10 protein-coding genes are annotated in these 14,931 nt (G+C 40.7%); 8 read left to right on the top strand and 2 right to left on the bottom strand.

The window, feature by feature from the left end; all coding sequences use genetic code 11:
• Nucleotides 1-10 precede the first annotated feature (10 nt).
• A complete protein-coding gene (gene nrdG, locus G630_RS0108955; RefSeq protein WP_026498386.1) occupies nucleotides 11-550 on the top strand; it encodes an anaerobic ribonucleoside-triphosphate reductase activating protein in 540 nt (179 codons plus the stop codon).
• A 42-nt stretch (nucleotides 551-592) separates the two neighbouring features.
• Here the strand turns inward: nrdG and G630_RS0108950 are convergent, their stop codons facing one another.
• Nucleotides 593-1,357: a TatD family hydrolase gene (locus G630_RS0108950; protein WP_026498385.1), complete on the bottom strand. Its 765-nt coding sequence runs from the start codon at nucleotides 1,355-1,357 to the stop codon at nucleotides 593-595.
• Nucleotides 1,347-2,219 carry a 16S rRNA (adenine(1518)-N(6)/adenine(1519)-N(6))-dimethyltransferase RsmA gene (rsmA, locus tag G630_RS0108945; RefSeq protein ID WP_026498384.1) on the bottom strand — a complete coding sequence of 291 codons (873 nt, stop codon included), beginning with the start codon at nucleotides 2,217-2,219 and terminating at the stop codon, nucleotides 1,347-1,349. The genes G630_RS0108950 and rsmA overlap by 11 nt, the downstream gene beginning before the upstream one ends.
• A 234-nt stretch (nucleotides 2,220-2,453) precedes the next feature.
• Here rsmA and G630_RS0108940 point away from each other — a divergent pair, with 234 nt between their 5' ends.
• From G630_RS0108940 to G630_RS0108910, 7 genes are all read left to right on the top strand, one after another.
• The gene (locus G630_RS0108940; RefSeq protein ID WP_026498383.1) at nucleotides 2,454-5,681 is read left to right on the top strand and encodes a hypothetical protein; all 3,228 of its coding nucleotides are present in this window, start codon (nucleotides 2,454-2,456) and stop codon (nucleotides 5,679-5,681) included.
• A 56-nt stretch (nucleotides 5,682-5,737) separates the two neighbouring features.
• The gene (gene glgB, locus G630_RS21290) at nucleotides 5,738-7,759 is read left to right on the top strand and encodes a 1,4-alpha-glucan branching protein GlgB (RefSeq protein ID WP_022763009.1); all 2,022 of its coding nucleotides are present in this window, start codon (nucleotides 5,738-5,740) and stop codon (nucleotides 7,757-7,759) included.
• 91 nt (nucleotides 7,760-7,850) lie between these two features.
• Complete coding sequence (locus G630_RS0108930; protein ID WP_026498382.1) at nucleotides 7,851-10,970, top strand: DUF6240 domain-containing protein; 3,120 nt, start codon at nucleotides 7,851-7,853, stop codon at nucleotides 10,968-10,970.
• A 24-nt stretch (nucleotides 10,971-10,994) separates the two neighbouring features.
• Nucleotides 10,995-12,623, top strand: a complete 1,629-nt coding sequence (locus G630_RS23500; RefSeq protein ID WP_049946153.1) for a flagellin N-terminal helical domain-containing protein — start codon at nucleotides 10,995-10,997, stop codon at nucleotides 12,621-12,623.
• A 29-nt stretch (nucleotides 12,624-12,652) separates the two neighbouring features.
• Complete coding sequence (locus G630_RS0108920) at nucleotides 12,653-13,129, top strand: flagellar export chaperone FliS (RefSeq protein WP_026498381.1); 477 nt, start codon at nucleotides 12,653-12,655, stop codon at nucleotides 13,127-13,129.
• Between the two features lie 383 nt (nucleotides 13,130-13,512).
• A complete protein-coding gene (locus G630_RS0108915) occupies nucleotides 13,513-13,944 on the top strand; it encodes a prepilin peptidase (protein WP_022763013.1) in 432 nt (143 codons plus the stop codon).
• A gap of 20 nt (nucleotides 13,945-13,964) precedes the next feature.
• A complete protein-coding gene (locus tag G630_RS0108910) occupies nucleotides 13,965-14,924 on the top strand; it encodes a hypothetical protein (protein WP_026498380.1) in 960 nt (319 codons plus the stop codon).
• Nucleotides 14,925-14,931: the final 7 nt, after the last annotated feature.

Below are 14,931 nucleotides of genomic sequence, written 5' to 3'. Positions count from 1 at the left end.
CAAAGTATTTATGAATTACGGAGAGATAAAAACAACAGATATTGCAAACGGAACAGGTGTGCGCACCTCACTTTTTGTTTCGGGATGCACTCATCATTGCAAGGGCTGTTTTAATGAAGAAACCTGGGATTTTAATTTCGGTAAGTCTTTCACGAAAGAAGTGGAGGATGAGATAATCGAATCACTAAAACCGGCTTATGTTAACGGTCTTACAATTCTTGGCGGTGAGCCAATGGAAATTCAAAATCAGAAAGTGCTTAGACCATTTATTGAAAGGGTTAGGAGGGAGTTTCCCAATAAATCGATATGGGTATATTCCGGTTATTTATGGGAAGAGTTAACCGATGAGGAAAATAAGCGCTGTCACAGCGAAGACACGGAGCCGATTTTGTCGATAATAGATGTGCTTGTGGATGGTGAGTTTAAACTTGAGCTGAAAAATATTTCTCTGAGGTTCAGAGGATCTTCAAATCAAAGAGTCATTAATGTTCCTGCTACCAGAGAAAGTGGCAGTGTAGTACTCAGTGAATTCGGAGAAAATGATAATTAAGAAATAAAGAAAAAAAGCTGTCACTTTGGCAGCTTTTTTAAATTATAAGTTATATAGTTTCTTTGCATTTAATTCAGTAATTTCAATAACCTTATCCAAAGGCAAGTCTTTAATTTCGGCAATCTTATCGGCAACAAATGGAAGGTTTAAGGAAGAATTGCGCTTTCCTCTATAGGGTTCGGGTGCAAGATAGGGCGAATCGGTTTCTATGACAATCTGCTCTATGGGGGCGTATTCAACAACTTCACGCAGCTTCTTTCCATTCTTAAAGGTGATGACACCACCGACACCTATATAAAATCCCATACCCAGATATTCCTTTGCAATTTCAACGGGATATGAGAAGCAATGTATATCACCGCCGATTTCCTCGACTTTCATGCTTTTCATAATATCGAGGGTGTCTTTTGCCGCATCACGTGAGTGAATTATTACCGGGAGTTTAACCCTTTTGGCCATATCAAGCTGCGCTTCAAACCATTTTTTCTGGATATCTCTTGAAGGTTCATCATAGTGATAATCAAGACCGATTTCTCCTACAGCGACAGCTTTTTCATAGGAGCACAGGCTTTCAAGCCAGGAGAGCTCTTCTTCATCCATTTCATCGCAGTCACTGGGGTGAACACCGATTGTGGTGTAGATAAAAGGATATTTCTTAGTAAGTTCAATGGACTTCTCGACAGTTCTTTTTGATGCGGTTGCATTTACAATTGTTCCGATTCCGTTCTCAGTCATGGATGAGAGAAGAGAATCTCTGTCACTGTCGAAAGCTTCGTCATCATAATGTGCATGCGTTTCAAAAATCATTTCTATCTCCAATCAAAAGGTTCGAAAGCTCGGCAAACTCGGAAAGAGACAGTTTTTCGCCCCGAACCGAAGGATTTAATCCCATTTTTTCGAGAGCAGCTACTACCTGCTCCCTTGTGAGTCCAAGATTCCCGTTCGCAACACCGTTGGAGAGGGTTTTTCTTCTCTGGGCAAATGCGGCTCGGATTATTGAAAACATAAACTTTGAGTCTGTGACCTCTACGGGAGGATTTTTGTGACATTTTAAATGAATTACTGCGGAATCAACGCCGGGCTGAGGGATAAAACAGCTGGGTGGAACTACCTGAACCATGGAAGGCTCAGTGTAATATTGCACGGCAAGGGATAAAGCTCCGTAATCTTTGGACCCTGGCTTTTCAGCCATTCTGTCCGCAACTTCTTTCTGCACCATGACGGTAATGCTGTCTATTGGTAGCTCACTCTCAAGAAGTCTCATTAAAATTGGAGTTGTGATGTAGTAAGGAAGATTAGCAACGACCTTAATGGGCTTTCCGCTGTTTTCCTCACGAACAATTTTTTCTATATCAACTTTTAGTATATCCTGATTGATAACTTTGACATTATCATAAGCAGAAAGTGTATCCGCCAATATGGGAATAAGCATTTTGTCTATTTCTACGGCTATGACTTTACCTGCGTTCTCTGCAATATACTGAGTCATTGTTCCGATGCCGGGTCCGATTTCAAGTACAGTATCATCTTTTGTGACACCTGCAGCCTCTACGGTTCCTGTCAGAACAGAGTCATCTATAAGGAAATTCTGTCCGAATTTTTTTTGAATACTTAAGTTGTATTTTTCTAAAACTGCTTTTGTTCCGGATGCACATCCAAGTGTAGGCATTTTTTTATTCTCCGAATTCATAAATATTGGGATTTCAGTAGTGAAAAACTCTGAAACAAATGGTTTTGTTAATTAATTGTATCAATTCAGTAAAGATTTTGCCATATTTTAAAATCAAATGCGAGGAAAACCGCGAAAATACGCGGATTTTTAGCTGTGATTTTTTGACATCAAAAGACCTCTATGCTAAAATTCTACTAGATGTAGTATGAAAAAGTTTTAGAGGACAATATTTTGGATAAAACAGAATATAAAATTCGGGCAGAAGAAATTAAATCGCTGATAAGAGCACAGCGTTTTGCAGATGCAGTTAAGATTGCCGACACAATTGACTGGAAGAGAGTTAAGAGTGTCGGTATGCTTTGTGCAATCAGTGACCTTTACAAGGTAAACAGAAGATTGGAGGAGAGTAGAGATATCCTGCTCCTTGCATATGACAGAAGTCCTACAAGGAGAGAGATAGTTTATTCTCTGTGTGAACTGGCTATTGCCATGGGTGAATTTGTTCAGGCAGTTGAGTATTACAAGGAGTTTGTAAGACTTGCACCCAGGAACACCGCCAGATATATTCTCCAGTACAAGCTCTACGAGGCTCAGGAAGTTAGTCTTGAAGAGCGTATTGCTGTGCTTGAGGAGTATAAGAAGCATGATTATAACGAAAAGTGGGCATATGAGCTTGCTTATTTATATCATAGAGTAGGCCTCACAACAGAATGTATAGAGGAATGCGATGAGCTTTTCTTATACATGAGAGAGGGACGCTATGTTATTAAAGCACTTGAATTAAAAGCCCTTCATGAACCTCTTTCTCCTGAACAGAAGGCAGTATACGCAAAATATAAGGCAGAGACAAGCGGAAACATTCATGCACCGGAGTTCAAAGAGGCTGTTCCGGGGATGGATGCTGTTGATGGGAAAAAAGCACCTACGAGAGAGCTTCCGCATATATCTGAGGAGGAATTGCAGGCGCAGGCACAGCAAAACTATGTAGCTGCGCCCACACAGGAAGAGCAGCTTTACAACCAGCCGGTTTATGAGAGCCAGCCGGTGGAGGCACCTGTTCAGCAAGCGCTTATATATGAGCAGCCCGTTCAGGAGCCTGTAGCAGAAGAGCCTATCTATGAGGCTCCGATAAATGAACCATTTTCTGTTCCGACAGTAAATGTTGATACTTACAACACAGTAGATCTTCAGAAGGAAATAGCTGAGAATCTGAAGGAAGTACTTACGGAGAATCCTGATGCCGCGCTTTTTGCAGATGCGCATGGCCCGCAGGTTATAAGAGAAGAGGAAGAAACCGGTAATCTTGATACCGGAGATATGTTTGAACCTACAGGTGATATTGAGAAGCCTTCAATGTCAGAGCTTTTCTATGAGGACAAGACATATGGCACAGAGGCTGTGCAGGAGGAGAGAGCTGCAGTAGAACCTGTTACAGAGGCTCCGCAGATGCAGGAATCTGCAGTGGAACAAAATGATGAGCCTGTAGGGGAACAAAAAGAGGAAATTAGTACTGAGCCTGTACCCAGCACAGATACAAAGGTATGGAATACGGAATCTATGGAGCAGGTAAGGAAACAGATTCCTGAACCGGTACAGACTAAGACTCCTATAGCAGAGGAATTAAAAGATAAGGAAATTGCCGCAAATATCGCGCAGACCACCATGAATGATCACACTATGTATAAAGGTGTTGTTTTCATGGATGAGCCACTTCAGGATGAGGTTCCGGGTGCGGTAATAAAACCGAATATCAGATATCAGATCAATAATCACTTTGATAACATGCTGTCACAGGAATATGACGGTCAGATCAGCATGGCTATTGATGATGCCAAGCAGGTTGAGAAACAGATCACCGGTCAGATCAGCATTAATGAGTTCATGAGTGACTGGGAGAGATATAAGAAGGAGCAGCAGAAAAAGCAGTATCAGAGTGTCAAGAAGCTTGCAGCGTCCGAGACAGGTGAGTTGTTTAAAGATTTCGATAAGGACCTTCTGAACTCGGCACTTGGTGAGGAAAAACCTAAGGAAGAACCCGCAATTTCCGGAATTTTGAAACCCGGGGATGAGGAAATTACTCCTGTTGTGAAGACTGTAAAGGAAGAAATTCCTGAAGAAATCCCAACAGAAGAGCCGGTGACAGATGAGGGTACAGAGCCTATTGAAGAGGTAATATCAGAGCCTGCACAGGAAGAAACCGAGCAGGTTGAAATTGCTAAAGAAAAAGAGGCTTCATCTTCAGAAGAGGATACCTTTGCAGAGGCGTTTTCAGAGGAGATTGCGCCCATAGATGATCTTCAGAATACAACTTCGATGGTACAGATTACAGGAGAGGATCTCGAGGAAGAGGTCTCAGAGCCTGAAGCAGCAGAGGAACCGGTGGAAGAGTCCGAGGACGAGGAAAAAGAGGCAGCAGAAATCGATCTTGGAGAAACCACAGAGATAGAATCTGCTGAGATCGTGAGAGCCGAGGCAGGACTCAAAGAACTGACATACGAGAAAAAAGAAGAACCTGTTGAAGAAGAAATACCGGAAGCTTCTGAAGTCATTGAAGAGTCGGAAGAAATGCCTGCAACCGAGGAAGAGCCTACAAAAGAAGAAGTACCCGTAAAGGCAGAGACTACTAAAGAAAACATTTCCAAAGAAATTCAAGATGAACCTGAATCTGCTGAGGATGATGAAAAAGAAGACAGAGGAATAGAAGAAAGAGTACGTGTAATGACTCCTGAGGAGAAAGGACTCTTTGGCCCTTATATTCATTACAAGAGATCCAGAAGGCAGATAGTACGCGCAATCGACAACCTGAGCATGGCTGCATATACAAACAATGCGATAGTTACAGGTGAGGAAGGCGCCGGTACCGTGAATCTGGCAAAGGGTCTGATAAAGGCAGTACAGCAGACAGATTCAAACTTCTCAGGAAAAGTTGCTATGATTACGGCGATTAAGCTGAATAAGAGTTCTGTCAGCTCAATTCTGGATAAGATAGTCAATGGTGCTCTTATTATCAGAAGAGCAGCTGATCTTAAGGAGGATACGGTAGTTACTCTTCTTAAGCAGTTGCAGAGTGAGAATAAGGGATATATTTTAGTCATTGAAGACACAAGAGATGATATTGACAGGCTGCTTGATAAATATCCGGACCTCAAAAAATGTTTCAATGTCCGGGTTGACATAGAAGCACTTGATGATGATTCTCTGGTTGCTTATGCAGAGCAGTACGCACTTGAAAAAGAGCATGTTATCGATAATCTGGGAATACTTGCCCTTCATCAAAAGATTTCAGAGCGACAGACACTGGACCATGAGGTGACAGTTGCAGAAGTTAAAGAAATGGTTGATGATGCTATCTACTATGCTGATAAGCATTCAATTGGTCATTACTTTGATGTAATGCTCAGAAAGCGCTTTGACAGTGAAGATATGATCATCTTAAGAGAGAAGGATTTTCTTCATTAAAGATTTTATTATGCTATAATATTTTTACATAAATTTTTTCTAAAAGGGGATAACATATGGGTCAGACTGTTTTCATTTCAGATGCGGATGAGTACCTGTTCGGACAGGGAACGCATTACGACATTTACAAAAAGCTGGGGGCACACGTCTCTGAGGAAAATGGTGTAAAGGGCATGTTTTTTGCTGTGTGGGCACCGAATGCCGCAGCAGTACATGTTATTGGGTCGTTCAACGGATGGGATGAGAGCATGTATCCCATGGAAAAAATAGGAAATATGGGTATTTATCAGCTTTTTATTCCCGGTGTAGGAACCGGTGAGCTGTATAAATATTTGATTCACACTCCGGATGGAAGAAAGCTGTACAAGGCCGATCCATATGCTAATTATGCCGAGCTTCGTCCCGGCAATGCTTCAAGAACGACAGATCTGTCAAAATTCAAATGGAGCGATGATAAGTGGTATGAAGGCAAAAAAGGCAAGGACATAAACAAACAGCCAATTGCTATTTATGAGTGCCATATTGGTTCCTGGATGAAGCATCCCGACGGTACAGAGGATGGCTTTTACAGTTACAGGGAATTTGCCGATCGTATCGTAGAATATCTCAAAGAGATGAAGTATACCCATATTGAGCTCATAGGAATTGCCGAGCATCCCTTTGACGGTTCATGGGGGTATCAGGTAACAGGCTATTATGCACCGACTTCGCGTTACGGTGAGCCTACTGATTTCATGTATCTCATTAATTTACTTCATAAGAATAACATCGGAGTTATTCTCGATTGGGTTCCGGCTCATTTCTGTCCGGATGAATTCGGACTTGGATGCTTTGATGGCACCTGCATCTATGAAGATCCCGATCCGAGAAAGGGAGAACATCCCGATTGGGGAACCAAGATTTTTAATCTTGGTAAAAATGAGGTCAAGAATTTCCTTATAGCTAATGCGCTGTTCTGGATAAAAGAGTTCCATGTAGATGGACTCAGAGTAGATGCTGTGGCATCCATGCTTTACCTTGACTATGGTAAACGCGATGGTCAGTGGGTTCCAAATAAGGATGGCGGAAATAAGAACTATGAGGCTATTGAGTTCTTTAAACATCTTAACAGTGTTATCAGAGGAACATATCCTGATGTTATGATGATAGCTGAGGAGTCAACGGCATGGCCTAAGATCACTGCGCCTGTTGAGGATGATGGTCTTAACTTCAGCTTTAAATGGAATATGGGATGGATGCATGACTTCTGCGAGTACATGAAGCTTGATCCCTATTTCAGAAAAGGTGCTCATCACATGATGACTTTTGCGATGAGCTATAACAATGCCGAGAATTATATTCTTCCGCTTTCTCATGATGAGGTTGTTCATCTTAAATGCTCAATGGTTGAGAAGATGCCCGGATATAAGGTTGATAAATATGCGAATCTTCGTGTAGGATACACTTTCATGTTCGGCCACAGTGGTAAAAAGCTCCTCTTTATGGGACAGGATTTTGGACAAGAGCGTGAGTGGAGTGAAAAGAGAGAGCTCGACTGGTTTCTTCTTCAGGAAGATCTCAACAGAGGTATGAAGGACTATGTGAGAGACCTGTTGGAGATCTACAGAAAATATCCTGCTCTTTATGAAGTGGATAACGATTGGGGCGGATTTGAGTGGATTAATGCTGATGATGCAGATCACAGTATCTATAGCTTTTATAGAAGAGCTTCAAACGGAAAAGATAACATTCTGTTTGTTTTGAACTTTACTCCTATGGAGATAAAAGACTATAAGGTTGGAGTACCTTTTGCCGGAAATTATAAGCACATCCTGGATAGTGCTGATAAGAAATATGCCGGCTGCGGAAGTTCTGTTCCCGCAAGTATAAAGGCAGAGCCCGGACTTTGTGATTACAAGGATTACAGTATAACTATGACACTACCTCCATATGGAGCTGAGGTATTTGTTTTCCAGAATCCGGAAGTAAAAGAAACGGCTAAAAAGACAGCTGAGAAGAAGATGGCAAATAAGGCAGTTACTGCCAAAAGGGCTGTAAAAACTACAAAGAAGACTACTTCTTCAAAAAAGACAAAATAACGAATCTTAAAGAAATTCGAAAATAATCCGAAATAAAAGGTGATAAGCACAAAGAGTGTTTATCACCTTTTTCTTGAAATCGGAGAAATATATGAACGTGAATTTAAATGCTATTAATGGAATGGAATCCGATATTGATAGTACAAGAAAGAGCATGGATGCAGGAGTAAATTTTACTCTTTCAAATGTAAAAAGCACGCAGCCAAGGGGCGCGGTAGCAGTTGATCTGGCAGGAAGCCTTAGCAATGAGCAAGGGCTTGTTAAAGCCGGAAAAACACAAAACGATATAATGACGGAGGCGCAGAATACAGATGCGGCTATTCGTCATAATTATATGTCGGTAATGGCCAATAATATGTCTTCAGAGGATTTTGCAAAAGCAGCTGCTGAAGGCTTTGATTTTAGTGATATGAAACCGGAAGAAACAGTGACTATACTCGATAAAATCAAGGCTACACTTGCTATGTCAGGGACAGAAGTTATTGGCTATACGGATACTATATCTGCCGAGGAGCTTACGAAGATAACAGGAAGCAGATCCTTTGCCAATGATATAATCTCTTCTTTTCAGGAGAATGACATTCCCATTACTGAGAATAATGTTTCGGATACAATGGCAGTTTATGACAATATGAAGGAAATAACTGCTCTTAGTGATAGTGCGGTTAAATTTATGACATTAAATGAACTTGAACCCACCATGGAAAATATCTATCTTGCTGAGCATGCGACAAACGGACAAAACAGAAAGTCCGGAATGTTCATAGCACTTGAGGCAGAGGGTTATTATGGCCAAAAAGCTGAGAAAATTGAATGGCAATCCTTGGAACAGCAGGCAAAAAAGGTAATTGAAGAGGCCGGTTTTGACCCATTGAAGAAAAGCGTTCTTGAAGAAGCTAAGTGGATGATAGAGGAGTCGATTCCGCTGACAAAAGAAAATCTTCAAAAGGTAGATGAGCTTAAAAGTCTGACTTTGCCAATGACGCAGGAAGAAATAGTAAAGTCTGCAGCAATATCCATAGCAAATAAGAACGGTGCAGCCAAGGGTAATATAAATGAGCAGGAAAGCACCATTGATAAAGCTGTACGAATTGAAAAAGCAGTGGACAGGATAAGCACTAAGGCAATTGAAAGAGCCATCCTGGACGATAAAGAAATAAATTTAAAAAATCTATCCGAAGCTGAGAGAACAGTTGAAGAAGATAGCGGTCTAGGCACGAAGAAAACAGAAGAAAAAAGAATTAATGTCGAAGATAATCTTCTGCCGGAGAAAAAAATCCAAGTACTTGAGGCCAGAAAACAGCTTGAGGAAGTCAGGCTAAAAATGACAGTTACAGCAAATGTAAGACTTCTTGATAAAGGATTTAATCTGGAAACAGAGCCGATAACAAAGGTTATAGAGGCTTTGGATAAAGAAATAGATTCTCTTAGCAGGGAGCTTTTCGGAGAGACTGATCCTTCCAAATATAATCTGTTTGAAGAGACAAACGCAAAAATCTCCGAATTTAAAGAATTGCCAATAGCATTCATTGGAAGACATGATCTCTCAATGAAAGAGAGTCTTGGTGAAATCTATGATGATGCTAAGGCAATCCAGCATCGCTATGAAAAAGCAGGTGCTACATATGAAGCTGTCGGAACCGAAGTAAGAGCAGATCTCGGGGATAATATCAAAAAGGCTTTCAGAAATGTTGATGACCTGCTTAAAGACATCGGACAGGAAATTAATGAGGAAAACAGAAGAGTAGTCAGAATACTCGGATATAACCGAATGGAAGTGTCGGAAGAGAATATTGAGCGGGTCAGAGCAATGGATGAAAAGCTTATGAGTACCATTAATAAGCTAAAACCCGGAGCGGTTCTCAACATGATACGTGATGGACATAATCCGCTGAAAATGACGCTCGATCAACTATCAAGCGAGCTGTCAGATCAGGATAAGAATTCGGGAAAACAGGAAGAAAAGTACGCCAGATTTCTTTATAAACTTGAAAAAAATGCCGAAATAACACCTGAGGAGAGAGAATCTTTCATTGGCATTTACAGACTTTTTAATACGCTCAAAGTTACGGATAATGCCGCTATAGGCGCGGTATTGGAGACCGGAGCCGAGATGACTCTTGAAAATTTGTTATCGGCGGTCCGCTCATCCAGAACTGAAAAGAAGGGAATGGATTTCAAGGTTGATGACAAATTCGGCGGAGTGGAAGGAAAGAAAACTCTGGCAAAATCCATATCAGCACAGATAGAAACAGCATTTATATATTACAGTGAAAAAGCGGATGTGGTTTATGACAACCTCGAACCTGAGAAACTTCATGCAGCGAAGGCAAAAGAAGAAATGCTTCTGGACGAGCTTGCAGATAAACTGACAGAAGCAGAAGAAACCCCGGAAGGAACGGAAGCAGAAGAAAAATACTACAGCGAAAAAGCCTCAGACTTAAGAAAAATAGCATCCGGACAAATATCGGAAGAAATGTCTAAGGAACTTGCAAGATATAGTATTGAAGCAAATGTAGAAAATGTTCAGGCATATCTCAATCTTAAATCCGGACGAAAGGGGAGGGAAACCTCTGTATGGGATCATGCAGAAAAAATTGCAAAGCTGGCATTTAAGGAAACCAGGCAGAAAATGCTGGATGATCTCATTAATGAAGACAACTATGAAGAGGCTTACGTTGAGAAAATGCTTGAGCTATCGGAAAGTCTGGATAATATTTTGATGAATGAAACCGATACATACATAGATGTCAGAACCATTCATCTTATGCAAAAACAACTCACGGTAGCAACAAACATGGCAAGACAGAAGAGTTTTGAGATTCCGGTTGAGCTGGAAGGAAGAACCGTATCCATGCACGTAACTTTAAGAGAGACAGCTCTTGATGGAAGAAAAGTAGAAGCGGAAGTTGAAACTATAGATTACGGACACATTTCAATGGCCATGACAATTGAGGATAACGTGATAAAAGGCGCATTTGCTGCAGCATATCCGCATACAGGTGAAATGGCCGAATATATGACAGAGCTTAGACAAAGATTTATAGATGGGCTAAAAGAAGCAGAGCCCGAACTTTTAACAGATAGTACAAATATCGGAATATTCTATCGCAGACAGGAAGCCGGAAGCGCGATAGCCGGATCGGAAAACGGAGTTTTCGAAAATCGCACATTGCTAAGGATGGCAGAGATTTTTGTACACGCAGTATAGGAATATACAGAATCGGAGGTCATCATGCAGGTTAACTACAATATTTCAGCAATGATTGCGAACAATGCCCTTGTTGCAAATGATAATAAGCTGGCGGAATCCATTGAGAGACTTTCAAGTGGATTAAAAATTGCAAACGCCAAGGACAATCCGTCCGGCCTTGCAATATCAAGGCGCATGAATGCACAGATTAAGAGCCTTGGTGTAGCAGGCGGCAATTCAGGAGACGGCGTATCCGTGATTCAGACCGCTGACGGTACTCTTCATGAAGTTCACGACATTCTTCAAAGAATGAGTGTGCTTGCCGTTCAGGCAGCAAACGGAACTAACAGTCAGACAGATCTAGATATTATCCAGGATGAAATCGTACAGTTGAAGGATGAAATAACAAGAATATCAGAGGCTACCCAGTTTAACGGGCAGACTCTTCTTGATGGCACCTTTGATTTCAGAGGCTATACTACTGTTGACGATGATACCGATCCCGACATAACAATAAACAGTTATAGTGATTTGATTGACGGCGGAAACTATTATATCGAAGGGCTTTACTGCGACTATGATGAAAAGACAGGTAAGGTAACACTTCTTGATGAAGACGGGTACAAAGCAGAATCGGTTAAGATTGATGTTACAAGGATTACCCTTTCCCAGGGCAGAGATAAAGAAATAACCTATATGTCGGAAGCCAACGTTACTGTAGATGGCGATCTTATTAAGATTGCCACCAGGGATGGCAGAGAGATTGAAATAAAAGCAAATAAGAAACTGGAGGGAGAACGCATTGACATGGAACTCACAAGAAAGGGTGCCATGACTATGCAGATTGGTGCTAACGAAGGTCAGACGCTTGACATCAGAATTCCAAAGATAACCCTGAGCAATTTGGGAATTGAATATGCAGATGTTAGCAGGACCTTTAAAGATGACCTTATAGATGCTGTAGACTATTTAGATGCTGATGATTATATGTCATATTCTGAAAAACAAAGAATCATCGATATGACATATTATGACAGTACGAAACAAGCTATAGATGAAACCAAAGGTATAGAAGATGGCTCATCATATTATTTCATAAATAGAGATGATGCACGAAAGATATCTGAGGAATACAGAAAAACGCAGGATGCAATCAAGGATTATTACGATGCTGAGGCTGAACAGATTCAGAAGATTCAGGATAAGGCAGCAGCTGATATAGCAGCAAATCCTGCAAATCAGGCGGCGATTGAGGCACAAAGAGATCTGGATATTGCAATTACACAGGCCAATTATGATGACCTTCGAACAAGAGCCCAAAATGATTACGAAACAAAGGTAGAGGACATCATGAAAGCCGGAGATGAAAGAGGAAGAAATGCTCCACATACCGGTGCGGATCAGTTAATTGAGGATATTGGCAATGCCATTCAGAAGGTTTCTGATATTCGAAGCAGGCTGGGTGCGTATCAGAACAGACTGGATCATACAATCAGCAATATCAATGTAACCAGCGAGAATATGACTGCAGCTTATTCCAGAATAATGGATGTGGATATGGCAGAGGAAATGACCGTATATTCCACACAGCAGGTGCTTTCCCAGGCGGGAACCAGCATGCTTGCACAGGCTAATGAAAGACCTCAACAGGTTTTGCAGCTTCTCCAGTAATTTTATGGTGAATTTTTGAGGGAATATCTATGACAAAAGAAAAGAAACATGCATATACAAGAAGAATAACGTTAGCCAATAAAACCCAGATGATAACAATTCTGTATGAAATGGTACTCGACTATATCAGCGAAGCGGAAGAATGTCTGGAATATGATGATAAAACAGGCTTTATTGAAGGGCTCCGCAGAGCCATGAACTGCATTGATGAATTGATTCATTCACTGAATGTGAACTATGAACTGGGAAATAATCTTCTTGCTCTGTACCTGTTTGAGAAGAAACAGATTATCAGATCTATAGGAAAGCTGAGTAAAGACGGACTTTCCCATGTAACAGGAACCTTTGAACAACTTCATGAAGCATATCTTTCGCTGGAAAAAGAGGACAGAGAAGACGCACTAATGACAAATGTACCAAAAGTCTATGCTGGACTTACATACGGAAAAGGGCGTTTACAAGAGAGTATAAGCGGAGATCTGGTATCACGGGGATATATGGCCTGAGAAATTAAAGAAAATTTAATAATTCAATTTTGGCGATTTTTTTCTACTATATATTAATCAAACAGCCGAACTGACAAAAATAAGGGATGTCAGTTCGGCTGTTTATATGTCACACGAGCGAAATTAAAACTTTCTTAAGAAAAAAATCGAAGGAAAAATTCAGGCCGGAAGCGGTATTGCGCCGCTGATTTTTCGGTGATAATATCGTCACCGACAGCGACGGAATGGATAGGAATTTAACGCTGTCCAGAATTTTATAAACATAAATATGCCGGTGCGGGCGTTCATCGCTTTCTCCAAAATCAATTATACGTACATCCTTAATGCAATCGCATTTACACCGGCATGTTTATTACTCTTTCAGAAAGGATTGAAACGAAATTATGACAATTCCGATTTTGTATTGCCTGGTCTCCGGATCGGCAATTACAGATATATTGAAAAATAAAATATTTAACAGCTGGCTCCTTATGGGATGTTTGGCAAAATTTGCTTTTTGTTTAACAGGCAGCGGTATGCAGGAACTTATATTTATACCAATAGCAAAAGCGCTACTGACTCTTATGTTTCTTCTTCCGGTATATATAGTTCATGGCATAGGAGGCGGAGATCTGAAACTTTTTGCGGTTCTTTCAATGTTTCTTACCACGGGAGAAACTGTGAGTTCGATAATAATTGCATTTATCATAGCTGCTGTGATCGGAGTGCTGAAGATTTTTATCCAAAAGGATCATAACTGCACCATTCACTTTGCCGTCCCTATTATGATCAGTGTCTTTCTTGTGACAGGCGGTGGTGGTCTTATATGCACATAATGAAGAGGAAATGAATAATTATGAATAAGAATATTTTAATAATATGTAATAAGGACAAGAATTATTGTAAAAAACTGGACAGCTTTATAAGAGATAATCTCAGCATCCCATTTGACATCTTTGAGATAACGGATATAAAGCATTTATCAGGCTTTAGGGATGAGACACAGAATGTTTTACTTCTAATATCGGAGGCTCTGTTCAATATAGAAAGTGTAAGCGGTTTTCAACACATAATCGTATTAAAGGAAAACGAACGGGATCTTGCGGAATGCGATAAGTCCTATGGACTAAAAGATGTGGATATAAGATACATGGATAAATACCAAAAGAGTGAGCATATCACAGATAGTATCCTCAGCATGTGTCTGGACATCCCCGGAATAGTTGTAAAGAGTAAAAAGGGTGATACCGGAAAGAAGATGAAAATAATAGGCTTTTATACACCGGTACCTAATACTGATCAGACCAGCGAGGCTATTGGTTTTGCAAGGCGGTTATGCGAAAAAGAAAAGGCTTTATACATTAATACAGACAGCTTTTGTACTAATAAAATCATAAGGAGTGACACATATTCCGAGACTTTGCTGGATCTTATGTACTTTGCTGAGTGTGGTGGCGATAAGTTTGGTATTTATCTGGAGAGAATAGTAAGACATGATAAAGAACTTGATTTTGTTCCGGCTTCTTCCAGTGCATGTCAGAGCCGACTTATAACCGGAAGAGAGTATGAAAAGCTCTTTGAGCAGATAGAGGATACAGGAAAATATACCAGCCTCGTAGTGGATATCGCGGAGGGCGTAAGAGAACTGTTTGAGATGCTTCGCCTTTGTGATGAGGTCTATATGTTGTCAAATGATGATTATAATGCACATATGAGAATTGAATTATTTTTAAATGAGCTGCACTCCGATGAGGAATTTGACATGAGAAATTTACATAGAATAAGCAGAATCGGAGGTGAGAACCTTGGAACGTGAGGCTCTT

It is taken from the genome of Butyrivibrio sp. WCD2001, assembly GCF_000424485.1.
GTDB lineage: Bacteria > Bacillota > Clostridia > Lachnospirales > Lachnospiraceae > Butyrivibrio.
This window is presented reverse-complemented; position numbering and strand designations above follow the sequence as displayed.

Coding starts and splice junctions, on each gene's coding strand:
- G630_RS0108915 (WP_022763013.1), top strand. CDS start 13,513: ATGACAATTCCGATTTTGTATTGCCTGGTCTCCGGATCGGCAATTACA.
- G630_RS0108920 (WP_026498381.1), top strand. CDS start 12,653: ATGACAAAAGAAAAGAAACATGCATATACAAGAAGAATAACGTTAGCC.
- G630_RS0108950 (WP_026498385.1), bottom strand. CDS start 1,357: ATGATTTTTGAAACGCATGCACATTATGATGACGAAGCTTTCGACAGT.
- glgB (WP_022763009.1), top strand. CDS start 5,738: ATGGGTCAGACTGTTTTCATTTCAGATGCGGATGAGTACCTGTTCGGA.
- rsmA (WP_026498384.1), bottom strand. CDS start 2,219: ATGCCTACACTTGGATGTGCATCCGGAACAAAAGCAGTTTTAGAAAAA.
- G630_RS0108910 (WP_026498380.1), top strand. CDS start 13,965: ATGAATAAGAATATTTTAATAATATGTAATAAGGACAAGAATTATTGT.
- nrdG (WP_026498386.1), top strand. CDS start 11: ATGAATTACGGAGAGATAAAAACAACAGATATTGCAAACGGAACAGGT.
- G630_RS0108930 (WP_026498382.1), top strand. CDS start 7,851: ATGAACGTGAATTTAAATGCTATTAATGGAATGGAATCCGATATTGAT.
- G630_RS23500 (WP_049946153.1), top strand. CDS start 10,995: ATGCAGGTTAACTACAATATTTCAGCAATGATTGCGAACAATGCCCTT.